Source organism: Vibrio sp. A1-1 (genome assembly GCF_021728175.1).
In the GTDB taxonomy this organism is placed as follows: Bacteria; Pseudomonadota; Gammaproteobacteria; order Enterobacterales; family Vibrionaceae; genus Vibrio; species Vibrio diabolicus.
In genome coordinates this window covers 41,067-52,393 of record NZ_JAKKCL010000023.1, presented here as the reverse complement: position 1 = coordinate 52,393, position 11,327 = coordinate 41,067, and the positions used below count along the sequence as shown (strand labels likewise).

At 43.8% G+C, this 11,327-nt stretch carries 11 protein-coding genes; 3 read left to right on the top strand and 8 right to left on the bottom strand.

Annotated features, from left to right (window positions below; genetic code table 11):
- Positions 1-580: 580 nt before the first annotated feature.
- From L3V30_RS22345 to dusA, 7 genes are all read right to left on the bottom strand, one after another.
- Positions 581-1,360: a phosphoadenylyl-sulfate reductase gene (locus L3V30_RS22345; protein ID WP_237309937.1), complete on the bottom strand. Its 780-nt coding sequence runs from the start codon at positions 1,358-1,360 to the stop codon at positions 581-583.
- Positions 1,353-3,089 carry an assimilatory sulfite reductase (NADPH) hemoprotein subunit gene (gene cysI, locus L3V30_RS22340; RefSeq protein ID WP_237309935.1) on the bottom strand — a complete coding sequence of 579 codons (1,737 nt, stop codon included), beginning with the start codon at positions 3,087-3,089 and terminating at the stop codon, positions 1,353-1,355. The genes L3V30_RS22345 and cysI overlap by 8 nt, the downstream gene beginning before the upstream one ends.
- Complete coding sequence (locus L3V30_RS22335; RefSeq protein WP_237309932.1) at positions 3,089-4,960, bottom strand: assimilatory sulfite reductase (NADPH) flavoprotein subunit; 1,872 nt, start codon at positions 4,958-4,960, stop codon at positions 3,089-3,091. The genes cysI and L3V30_RS22335 overlap by 1 nt, the downstream gene beginning before the upstream one ends.
- 117 nt (positions 4,961-5,077) lie before the next feature.
- A complete protein-coding gene (locus L3V30_RS22330) occupies positions 5,078-5,308 on the bottom strand; it encodes a hypothetical protein (RefSeq protein ID WP_005455817.1) in 231 nt (76 codons plus the stop codon).
- Between the two features lie 156 nt (positions 5,309-5,464).
- Positions 5,465-6,124: a TIGR04219 family outer membrane beta-barrel protein gene (locus L3V30_RS22325; protein ID WP_237309930.1), complete on the bottom strand. Its 660-nt coding sequence runs from the start codon at positions 6,122-6,124 to the stop codon at positions 5,465-5,467.
- Positions 6,125-6,222: 98 nt separating this feature from the next.
- Positions 6,223-6,438: an envelope stress response protein PspG gene (gene pspG / locus L3V30_RS22320; protein ID WP_005398086.1), complete on the bottom strand. Its 216-nt coding sequence runs from the start codon at positions 6,436-6,438 to the stop codon at positions 6,223-6,225.
- Between the two features lie 163 nt (positions 6,439-6,601).
- Positions 6,602-7,582 (bottom strand): tRNA dihydrouridine(20/20a) synthase DusA, encoded by a 981-nt coding sequence (dusA, locus tag L3V30_RS22315; RefSeq protein WP_109170353.1) that lies wholly within the window; start codon positions 7,580-7,582, stop codon positions 6,602-6,604.
- A 321-nt stretch (positions 7,583-7,903) separates the two neighbouring features.
- Between dusA and zur the strand changes: the two genes are divergently transcribed.
- Both zur and L3V30_RS22305 read left to right on the top strand, forming a co-directional pair.
- Complete coding sequence (zur, locus tag L3V30_RS22310; RefSeq protein ID WP_005381268.1) at positions 7,904-8,368, top strand: zinc uptake transcriptional repressor Zur; 465 nt, start codon at positions 7,904-7,906, stop codon at positions 8,366-8,368.
- A 9-nt stretch (positions 8,369-8,377) separates the two neighbouring features.
- On the top strand, positions 8,378-8,839 hold the full coding sequence (locus tag L3V30_RS22305) for a chemotaxis protein CheX (protein WP_005381269.1): 462 nt from the start codon (positions 8,378-8,380) through the stop codon (positions 8,837-8,839).
- Between the two features lie 104 nt (positions 8,840-8,943).
- On the opposite strand, the gene pgi is transcribed toward L3V30_RS22305, so the two are convergent.
- Positions 8,944-10,596 (bottom strand): glucose-6-phosphate isomerase, encoded by a 1,653-nt coding sequence (gene pgi / locus L3V30_RS22300; protein ID WP_053807699.1) that lies wholly within the window; start codon positions 10,594-10,596, stop codon positions 8,944-8,946.
- A gap of 306 nt (positions 10,597-10,902) precedes the next feature.
- Between pgi and L3V30_RS22295 the strand changes: the two genes are divergently transcribed.
- Positions 10,903-11,322, top strand: a complete 420-nt coding sequence (locus tag L3V30_RS22295) for a secondary thiamine-phosphate synthase enzyme YjbQ (RefSeq protein ID WP_237309928.1) — start codon at positions 10,903-10,905, stop codon at positions 11,320-11,322.
- Positions 11,323-11,327: the final 5 nt, after the last annotated feature.

Genomic DNA, 11,327 nt, shown 5'->3' with positions numbered 1-11,327 from the left:
TTTAAGATTTTGTTCGGCTCAATGAATACTGAACATTACATAAAGTAATGTTTGAATTGACTGTGCTGAATCTTTCGATTCAATGGTCACTTCGTTTCATTGAAACCTAATTTGATACCGAGGTATCGAATTGGATTATCATCAACGAGTGCCCACACAGATTGATAGGTCTATATTGTTAAAGAGCAACTCTTCTTTGTAATTAACATCACTTCGGAAGAGGCGGCCATTCTAGCGAGATAATTTATTGTGTCAAACACTTTTTTTAAATTATTTCGTTTTTCTTTTCAGCCTTATCAACTTCGCTTAAACCCTTGTGAGCCCTTGCCCTGTCGACGAGGAGGCATTATAGAGATCGCGCTCACATTGGCAAGCGTTATTTTTCAAAAATTGCAAAAATAATGGTTAAGCGATGAGTTTTCGATCAAAGCTTTATTTATTCAACTTTACCCCAAGAACTCGCACAACTTATCCACAGAGTTATTCTATAAAGCGTGTTTTTCAGGTGCTATAAATAAAGAAAGCTGCTTTATTGCAGCTTTCTTTATTTACTCTAAACTCGATTTAAAGGTCACTATGGTTATATGCCGGACCCATCTTGTTCTGAACCATCATCTTCATGTAAACCACACTCTCGTTTTAAACCAAAGAATCGAGTTTCTTCCTCTGACATTCCCGGCTCCCATTTACGAGTGGTATGAGTATCACCAACTGAAAGGTAACCTTCATCCCACAATGGGTGGTATTTAAGGCCGTGTTGTTCTAAGTAGTAATGAACGTCTTTATTAGTCCAGTCAATTACTGGCAAAAACTTAAACACACCGTTCTGAATTGATAGTATCGGTAAACCTGCTCGTGATTTACTTTGCTCTCGACGTAGTCCAGAGAACCACGTTCCAACATTAAGCTCTTTTAGCGCTCGACGCATTGGCTCCACTTTATTGAGCTTGTTGTATTTTTCAATTCCCTCTACACCCTGATCCCATAACTTTCCATATCGAGCCTCTTGCCAATTCGCACTTTCTTTCGCTCGATAAACTTTTAAGTTTAGGTTGAGAGCATCTGTCAACTCATCAATGAATTGATAGGTTTCAGCAAACAGGTATCCTGTATCGGTTAGAATGACGGGGATATCCGCTTTGACTTGAGTAACTAAATGAAGCATAACCGCAGCTTGAATACCAAAACTAGAAGAAACCGCGAACTCGCCTTCTAGATTATCTAAAGCCCACGCTACTCTCTCTTGTGCTGAAAGCTTTTCGAGTTCGACATTAATTTGAGCAAGACGGAGGATTTGCTCCGTCTTTGTTAATGTCAGTAACTCTGTGAGCTCCAGCTTGGATGCTACAGAATCAAGCATGAAAGTCCCTCTTTGATACGAGCACTTCTTGGATAATGCCAGCACGAATAGTGAAATCGCCAAAGGCTTCGCCTTCTTCACGCTCTTTCGACCATCGACCCACCAGCAGATCCATCTCTTCTAAGATTTGCTTATCCGTGATGTTCTCTTTATACATTTTTGGTACTCGAGTACCGGCACGGTTACCACCTAGGTGCAAGTTGTAACGACCCGGCGCTTTGCCAACTAGACCAATTTCAGCCAACATTGCGCGACCACAACCATTTGGACACCCAGTTACACGCAAAATGATGTTGTCATTTTCTGGTAGGTTGTGCTTCTCCAGAATCCCCTCCACATCAGTAACAAACTGAGGAAGGAAACGTTCAGCTTCTGCCATCGCTAGCGGACACGTTGGAAAAGCAACACAAGCCATTGAGTTCTTACGCTGTTCACTTACGCCGTCGTCCATTAATCCATGTTCACGAGCGATCTTTTCAATCTTCGCTTTTTCGTTTTTAGGTACACCCGCAACAATTAGGTTTTGGTTTGCTGTCATGCGGAAATCGCCTTTGTGGATTTTGGCAATTTCAGCAACACCCGTCTTAAGTGGTTTACCTGGAAAGTCTAATAAGCGACCGTTTTCGATGAAAAGCGCTAAATGATATTTACCATCAATTCCTTCTACCCAGCCAATACGGTCACCACGTTCTGTGAATTCATATGGACGGCTTTGCTCAAACTTAACACCAGCACGTTTCTCGACTTCCGCTTTAAAGACATCGCTACCTACACGATCCAATGTGTATTTGGTTTTTGCGTTCTTACGGTTTGAACGGTTACCCCAGTCGCGCTGAGTTGTGACAACCGCAGCCGCCACATCAAGTGTTTTTTCTAGTGGGATGAAACCGAAATCGTCCGCACGGCGTGGGTAGGTTGACGTATCGCCATGCGTCATCGCTAAGCCGCCGCCGACCAGGACGTTAAAACCAACCAGCTTGCCGTTATCTGCAATCGCTACGAAGTTAAGATCGTTAGCGTGTACATCTACGTCATTTTGCGGTGGGATCACCACTGTGGTTTTAAACTTACGTGGTAAGTAGTTCTTGCCTAGAATTGGTTCGTCTTCTTCCGTGCTTTCTACTTTTTCACCGTCTAGCCAAATCTCTGCATAAGCGCGCGTCTTTGGTAATAGATGCTCACTGATCTTCTTCGCCCATTCGTAAGCTTCTTGGTGTAACTCCGACTCCACTGGGTTAGTGGTACACAACACGTTTCGGTTTACATCACCCGCGGTTGCAATCGAATCAATGCCAATACTGTTGAGCGTTTGATGCATCAACTTAATATTCGGTTTTAATACCCCATGAAACTGGAACGTTTGGCGAGTCGTCAGACGAATACTTCCATATAAAGAGTGCTCCGTTGCGAACTTGTCGATCGCTAACCATTGCGTTGGTGTAATGATACCACCCGGCATACGTGCACGAAGCATCACATTATGTAATGGTTCCAGTTTTTGCTTTGTGCGTTCATTACGGATATCACGATCGTCTTGTTGATACATACCGTGGAAACGAATTAGCTGGAAGTTGTCGGCAGTAAAGCCACCAGTAATACGGTCCTGTAAATCTTGCTCAATGGTGCCACGTAATAAGTTGCTTTCTCGCTTCAGGCGCTCGTTATCAGATAGCGGCCCTAACTCTTCACCTAATACAACCTGCTTGTTATTGTCCGTAGAAAAAGTCATTAGTACACATCCCTCTGATAACGTTTCGCTTTACGTAGGTCATTAATAAATTGTTCCGCATCGTCACGCGGCATCTTGCCTTCTTGTTCAGCAACGATAACCAGTGCGTCGTGCACATCTTTTGCCATACGCGTTGCATCACCGCAGACATAGATATAAGCGCCTTCTTGGATCCACTGCCACACTTGAGCTGCGTTTTCTAAGATGCGATGTTGTACGTAAACTTTTTCTACTTGGTCACGACTAAAGGCAACATCCAATCGGCTTAGTACTCCTGACTTGAGGTACTTTTGCCATTCCACTTGGTACAAGAAGTCTTGAGTGAACGTGCGATCACCAAAGAACAACCAGTTTTTGCCTTCAGCATCACGGTTTTCACGTTCCTGAATAAAGCTACGGAATGGTGCGATCCCAGTGCCCGGACCCACCATGATAATTGGGGTGCTATCATCTTCCGGCAGTTTGAAGTTGTTGTTATGCTCCACAAATACTTTAACTTCATCTCCCTCTTCGAGACGCTGTGCTAAGAAGCTAGACGCACCACCATATCGTTTTTCGTCGTTTTGTTCGTACTCAACCAAAGCAACCGTTAAGTGTACTTCTTCATCGACCTCTTCTTGGCTTGATGCAATAGAGTAAAGGCGAGGAGTAAGACGACGAAGCAAACTAATCAACTCATCTGCGGTTAACTTGGTTTTCTTCTCTGCCAATACATCAACAATTTGAGTATTTGCAGAGTACTCGCGAAGTTTATCTTTATCGTCAACCAGCTTTTGTAGCTTCTTACTACCGGATAACTCGGCAAACTTTGTGATGAGCTGTGGGTTAGATGTTGTGATTTCATATTTCCTCACGAGAGCACTATGGATTGACAAGCTTTCGCCATCAACATCAACGGTTTCAACCCCAGACAAACCGACCTTACCAAGAATGGCATTAGCAAGTTCTGAACTATTTTCAAACCACACACCTAGCGCATCACCAGGCTGATACGTTAACCCCGAACCTTCCAAGTCAATTTCTATATGACGAACATCCTTTCCAGAATCACGACCCGTGATTTTTTGACTGGTCAGTAACGTCGCTGTATATGGGTTTTGTTTATTGTAAGGAGAGTGCGCAGTCGCCGCCTGACCCACAGGAAGTTGAACCACATCCGCTTCAGTGCCAGAAGAAAGCGTATCTTTTACCTTACCTAACGCATTCTTACGCCATTCAGCTGCTGGTGCTTCATAATCCACATCGCAATCAAGACGATCGATAAATGGGGTCGCGCCTAACTTTGATAGGTAAGCGTCGAAGTCTTTACCGGTTTGGCAGAAGAATTCGTAGCTCGAGTCACCCAGAGCAATAACGCCATATTGAAGGTTTGACAGCTTAGGAGCTTTCTTAGATTGCAAAAACTCGTGTAGCTCTATAGCGTTATCTGGTGCTTCGCCTTCGCCATTCGTCGATGCCACAATAATGACATGTGTTTCTTTGGCTAAGTTTTTACCTTTGTAATCACTTGCATCAAAAAGTTCGACAGCAATTCCTTCTGCTTTTGCTTCCTGTTCTAGAGCTTCAGCAACGCCTTTAGCGTTGCCAGTTTGGGAAGCAAAAATAATACTCAACTTACCTGCAGGCTTCGCTGATACGGCTGCCGTCGCTTGTGCAATTGGCGTTACCGCTGTATTTGGTTGATTTTGAGCTAATCCCCAAAAATACCCACTGACCCAAGCAAGTTGCTGTGAAGACAACTCAGAGACAGTTTGTTGGAGTGAGCTAATTTGTTGGTCATTCAGAGGGCTTGCGATTGGAGGATTTCCTCCTTGCCCATTATTATCTTCAGACACATTCTTGTGAGAATACTCATTCTTTTGAAAAGACATTATCACGACATCCCTATTCATTGCGTGACGATAGAGTACCCACTCTCCTTAATAACAAGAAAGAATAGAAGTGAATGTTTTATAACTTTTTGGAAGTAAGAACGGCTTACTTTTTGCTCATCGATCTTCAATGCGGACTTGTTGAAAGCCTACTGCCATTGCCGATTTTGACGCTGCATCCAAATCTTCATAAAGACATTCTTCACCATGACTGTCCGTCAGAAAAACAAAACCACCGCGCGCATGTCTGAACTCCACAACCCAACCACCCTCTTGGATTGCAGGTTCAATAATCGCTTCGACAAGCTGGTTTTCACGGAATAGATGTCTTAGTTCGTTTATTGTCATCGCTATCCCTGCTTTAACTTTCACATTGCTCCTGGGTAAGCATGGTCTAAGTCAGCAAAATAGGCAGAAAATTCGATTGGATATAATGAAGTGATATAAAAAAACGCCGCTTATAAAGCGACGTTTTAAAAAATCGAGTATCTAATCTGGCTGCATTTAGAATGCGTATTCTGCACTCACAAAAAAGCCGTTAGCAAAAATAAACTCTTTCCCTAGATCCGACATGAATTTCTCGGACTCCAAATCAATCACGCGGTAACCACCACGAAAAGCCAGTTGAGCTTTTTCGAGCGGTACATGGTATTGAACACCGGCCATGAAATCAGTGCTTTTGATACCTTTGTTGTCACCAAAGTTTATCTCACCAATCACATCAAAATTTGTGTTCGGAACTTGAATCTCTGCGTAACCGTACCAAGCCCAAATCAGCTCATCAAACTCTTCTATACGCTTGTTTGAGCCAGCATCAATGTATTTAGTGTCACTTAAATTACTGAATGTAACACCCGCATCAAAATGCAATAAATCATGCTCCAGAACTTGGTAGTACATGGTGAAATCGAGCTTATCGAACCCCATGTAATCCGCATCAACACTTGAGTAGCGAAGGCGCGCATTAGGAACGTATTTAACATCATGTTCAATCGCCGCGTAAAATGCGTCTGTTGTGCTGCTATCTCGTCTTACTTCATTTACTTTAGTGTCAGCAGCCCAGATCTCTGCGCCGACTTTCGTCGATACAGAATATTCTGCAAAAACAGGAAAAGATACTGCCAACGATAATGCTGTTAAAGCGATGGTCGCTTTATTTGTCATGTAGTGTGTACTCCGAGATAGCTGATGTTCACGTTGAAGACGTGAGAGGAAATATACCATACTCTCACGTCTCTCTATCAACTAAATCATGTCACTCGTTATTTATAGCGGGGCTGGGCAACGTAATTCTTGAAGAACCAAACACCCAATGCAATCACGATTAACCATGGCAATAGTTTGAGTACCGCTCCGACCATTCCCAGTAAAAACATCACAACTAACGCAATACCGGTTGCTGCGAATACGGTCATCATTGTGATACCGGTAACCAATAGGGTCGCCGCAAAGACTAAAATAAAGATTAGCTCCAACATAATCACTTCTCCATTTGTTTTTAATAAACAGAGCAGTTTCCATACCAACTTACCAAGATAACGATAACACAATGATTTTTATTCAAAAATAAAGCCAGAGGCATTTCTGCACTCTGGCTTACTTGTTCTTTAGTTGGTAATTTTAGCCAACCACTGGTGAATTTTACACATTCAATTCTTTTGGAATCTTCGCTAACGCGTCTTGCAGCACTTCTAGACCAGAACCTGGTTTGTGCGCATTTTCACTGATATGACGACGCCATTGACGAGCACCGGGCATGCTTTGGAACAAACCTAACATGTGGCGGGTAATATGACCAAGGTACGCACCTTTCGCTAATTGCGCTTCAATGTATGGATACATCTCTTCAACAATTTCGCTGCGTTTCTTCACTGGAGCATTAGAGCCAAACAACTCTTGGTCTACCGATGCCAGTAAATATGGGCTTTGGTATGCTTCACGACCAATCATCACACCGTCAAGATGCTGAAGATGTGCTTTTGCTTCTTCTAATGATTTCACGCCACCGTTAATCGCAATCGTTAGGTGTGAGAAGTCTTGCTTCAATTGGTAAGCGCGTGGGTAATCCAATGGTGGGATCTCGCGGTTTTCTTTTGGGCTTAAACCACTTAACCAAGCTTTACGAGCATGGATAGTGAACTGCTCACAGCCACCCTTTTCTGAAACAATAGAAATGAAATCCGTTAGGAACTCGTAAGAATCTTGATCATCAATACCAATACGAGTCTTGACTGTCACAGGAATATCAACCACGTCCTTCATTGCAGCGACACAATCCGCAACCAACTGTGGTTCCGCCATTAGGCAAGCACCAAAGCGACCGTTTTGTACACGGTCAGACGGGCAACCCACATTGAGGTTAACCTCATCATAGCCACGCTCTTGAGCCAGTTTGGCACACTTTGCCAAGTCTTCTGGGTTTGAACCACCCAACTGAAGGGCCAACGGATGCTCTTCTTCGTTGTAAGCCAGGAAATCTCCTTTTCCATGAATGATCGCACCTGTCGTCACCATTTCAGTGTACAGCAGGGTTTCTTTGGTCATTAAGCGATGGAAGTAGCGACAATGACGATCGGTCCAGTCCAACATTGGTGCTACGGAGAGCCTGCAAGAATGAGTCATGATATAAACACCCGTTTTTATGTTGCCAAGGTCGAGCGCAGCAGTACGCTCAAAAAATAAGTCGGGTATTGTATACCCAAGCACCTCTAGGTGCTAGTTTCAGCGAGAATGATTTGGTTGTCTGGCTAGCCAAATGCTTAGGAATATGCAGCAGTAATACGAATTCGTCACTCGTTGATTCATTCTGTGATGACTATTCCGACTTCACACCACCACCGACTTGCTTTAATTCATGATTTTCGTTCTGATAGTGGGTAAAATGAAGCATTTCTAAACGAACTTCGTATAGAAATGATTTATCATAGAGCACGTCCGATAGTTATGGTGAAAGGTTTGAACCCAACAATCATTGAACAAATTGAAAGTATCTGCGCAGAGCGTGGAGTACGATTGACTCCGCAACGCCGACGCGTATTTGAACTCATTTGTTCTAATCGCCGCGCCTCAAGTGCGTATGAGCTATTGGAGCAACTAAAAGAGAGTGAGCCTCAGGCTAAGCCTCCCACTGTTTATCGAGCATTAGATTTTCTCCTAGAGCAAGGCTTCATCCACCGAGTGGAATCGACAAATAGCTTTATTACTTGTTGTTCTTTCAATACTCAGCAGCACTTTTTCCAATTACTAATTTGCGATAAATGTGGTGATGTCGTTGAACTCGAAGATGAGACGCTGATATCCTTGTTAGCCGAAAACGCCGAGAAGCATGGATTCAAACTGACCAACCAAGTTATTGAAACTCATGGTGAATGCCAGGCCTGTTCCTCCGAGACGAAAGAAAAAGTATAGAAGAACGTTATGCGCGCTGAATTTGTAAACCCGTTTTTAGCTTCTTTAATGAACGTGCTAAAAACCATGGCTTCTCTTGAGCTGAAGCCACAAAAACCGCGAATCAAGAAGGATGAGATCGCACGAGGTGACGTTTCTGGTCTGATTGGCATGGTAGGTCCACAAACTCGTGGTTCAATGTCGATTACCTTTGATGAAGCGCTAGCTCTAGAAATCATGCAGAACATGCTTGGTGAGCGTCCAAATGGACTCAATGAAGAGGTCACCGATATGGTGGGTGAGATCACCAACATGGTTACTGGTGGTGCGAAACGCATTCTGGCGGAAAGTGGTTTTGATTTTGATATGGCAACACCCGTAGTGGTTTCTGGCCGAGGCCATACGATTCGCCACAAGTGTGAGGGCTCAATCATCATCATGCCTTTCTCTTCCCAATGGGGAAATGCCTTTATCGAAATTTGCTTCGAATAAAAGAGAAAAAAATAGGTTGGCACTGGCCAACCTATTTTTTTTGCCTCAGGCAATAAAAAAGGTCAGCATTTGCTGACCTTTTCTTTATCTATTCAAACCAAACATTAAGCTTTGAACGCTTTAAATGCGTTGATTAGACCATTTGTTGAGCTGTCATGCGAGCTGATTTGAGACTCGTCTGCAAGCTCAGGTAGGATTTGGTTAGCCAGTTGTTTACCTAGCTCCACGCCCCATTGGTCAAAGCTGAAGATGTTCCAGATAACACCTTGTACGAAGATTTTGTGTTCGTACATTGCGATCAAGTTACCTAGCGTACGAGGCGTGATTTGCTTCACTAGGATAGAGTTTGTTGGACGGTTACCTTCAAACACTTTGAATGGCGCAATCGCTGCCACTTCTTCAGCGTTCTTACCTGCTTTCACCAACTCTTCTTTCACGGTTTCTTCACTCTTACCAAACGCTAGTGCTTCAGTTTGCGCAAAGAAGTTGGACATCAGTTTTTGGTGATGATCGCTAGCTGGGTTGTGGCTGATTGCAGGTGCAATGAAGTCACATGGGATCAGCTTAGTGCCTTGGTGAATCAGTTGGTAGAACGCGTGCTGACCGTTGGTACCTGGTTCACCCCAAATAATAGGGCCCGTTTGGTAAGTCACAGCATTGCCTTCACGGTCAACGTATTTACCGTTTGATTCCATGTTACCTTGCTGGAAGTACGCCGCGAAACGGTGCATGTACTGATCGTAAGGTAAGATAGCTTCTGATTCCGCACCGTGGAAGTTGTTGTACCAAATACCGATAAGCGCAAGGATCACAGGGATGTTGCTTTCTAGGTCTGTTGATACGAAGTGCTTGTCCATCTCGTGAGCACCTTCAAGCAGCTCAACGAAGTTGTCGTAACCTACCGCTAATGCGATTGATAAACCGATTGCAGACCATAGTGAGTAACGGCCACCAACCCAGTCCCAGAATTCGAACATGTTCGCGGTATCGATACCGAATTCAGACACGGCTGTCGCGTTCGTTGAAAGCGCAGCAAAGTGCTTAGCCACGTGCGCTTGATCGCCAGCTGACTCTAGGAACCAATCACGAGCAGTGTGCGCGTTAGTCATGGTTTCTTGCGTTGTGAACGTCTTAGACGCGATCAAGAATAGCGTCGTTTCTGGGTTAACTTTCTTCAACGTTTCAACGATGTGAGTACCATCAACGTTAGATACGAAGTGAAGGTTTAGATGATTTTTGTATGGTGCTAGAGCTTCCGTCACCATGTAAGGGCCAAGGTCAGAACCCCCGATACCGATGTTCACGATATCTGTAATTGCTTTACCTGTGTAACCTTTCCACTCACCGCCGATAACGCGTTCAGTGAATGATTTCATTTTTTCTAGAACCGCGTTCACTGCTGGCATTACGTCTTCGCCGTCTACCATTACTGGTGTATTCGCGCGGTTACGTAGTGCAGTGTGAAGAACAGCGCGACCTTCTGTTTGGTTGATCGCTTCGCCACTGAACATCGCTTCAATTGCAGATTTCAGCTCAGTCTCGTTCGCAAGAGCGAAGAGGTGCTTCAGAGTTTCCTCATTGATGAGGTTCTTTGAGTAATCGACTAGGATGTCTGAGCCGAAACGTGCAGAGTATTTGTCGAAACGCGCTGCGTCTTGAGCAAATAACTCTTTAAGATCCATATCTTGTGCAGATTCGAAATGCGCAGTTAGCGCTTTCCAAGCTTGTGTTTGCGTTGGATTGATATTTTTCAACATGGTCTTTATCCCGATGTTACAGTAGGTTCCATTCCTTACAGTCTAGCGAAAACTGTGGAATCCCCGATTTAGCAAATAGAATATTAATTAGATGTTTGGGCGAATTGCCACAAAACAAGTCTTTGTAATTTTTTTTCAGGTGCCAATTATGACTGAGAGTATTTACACTCACATTGAGTTAGGTCACGTTCCCTGCCCTGAAAATGAACAATTCATTTACGATGACAAGAATCATATCACTTACTAATGACAGGCTCTAATTGGAATAGGATAGACGCCAATTTATAAATTTCCAAAGGAACACGTATGTGGGCACAAAAAACACTGCAATTAAAAGCGAGAAGCCGCGGTTTTCACCTAATAACTGATGAAATTGAACAACAATTACCACAAATAAACGAGCTTTCGGTAGGTTTATTACACCTATTTATTCAACATACCTCCGCCAGTTTGACCTTAAATGAGAATGCTGATCCAACCGTGCGTATGGATATGGAAGCGCACTTCAATAAGTTTGTGCCAGAGCGTGCTCCTTATTATCAGCACACCTATGAGGGGGATGACGACATGCCAGCACACATTAAAGCATCCCTACTTGGCAGTAGTGTGACGATACCAATCCAAAATGGTCGATTAGCTTTAGGAACATGGCAGGGCATTTACTTAGGTGAGCACCGAGACTATGGCGACGGCCGCCGCGTTATTGCTACGATTAACGGTGAATAGATAAA

What these genes read in the sequence shown, in the direction of transcription:
- cysI (WP_237309935.1), bottom strand. Translation starts at nt 3,089, where the DNA reads ATGACTTTTTCTACGGACAATAACAAGCAGGTTGTATTAGGTGAAGAG.
- pspG (WP_005398086.1), bottom strand. Translation starts at nt 6,438, where the DNA reads ATGTTGGAGCTAATCTTTATTTTAGTCTTTGCGGCGACCCTATTGGTT.
- L3V30_RS22325 (WP_237309930.1), bottom strand. Translation starts at nt 6,124, where the DNA reads ATGACAAATAAAGCGACCATCGCTTTAACAGCATTATCGTTGGCAGTA.
- L3V30_RS22330 (WP_005455817.1), bottom strand. Translation starts at nt 5,308, where the DNA reads ATGACAATAAACGAACTAAGACATCTATTCCGTGAAAACCAGCTTGTC.
- pgi (WP_053807699.1), bottom strand. Translation starts at nt 10,596, where the DNA reads ATGTTGAAAAATATCAATCCAACGCAAACACAAGCTTGGAAAGCGCTA.
- L3V30_RS22345 (WP_237309937.1), bottom strand. Translation starts at nt 1,360, where the DNA reads ATGCTTGATTCTGTAGCATCCAAGCTGGAGCTCACAGAGTTACTGACA.
- dusA (WP_109170353.1), bottom strand. Translation starts at nt 7,582, where the DNA reads ATGACTCATTCTTGCAGGCTCTCCGTAGCACCAATGTTGGACTGGACC.
- L3V30_RS22335 (WP_237309932.1), bottom strand. Translation starts at nt 4,960, where the DNA reads ATGTCTTTTCAAAAGAATGAGTATTCTCACAAGAATGTGTCTGAAGAT.
- L3V30_RS22305 (WP_005381269.1), top strand. Translation starts at nt 8,378, where the DNA reads ATGCGCGCTGAATTTGTAAACCCGTTTTTAGCTTCTTTAATGAACGTG.
- L3V30_RS22295 (WP_237309928.1), top strand. Translation starts at nt 10,903, where the DNA reads ATGTGGGCACAAAAAACACTGCAATTAAAAGCGAGAAGCCGCGGTTTT.
- zur (WP_005381268.1), top strand. Translation starts at nt 7,904, where the DNA reads ATGGTGAAAGGTTTGAACCCAACAATCATTGAACAAATTGAAAGTATC.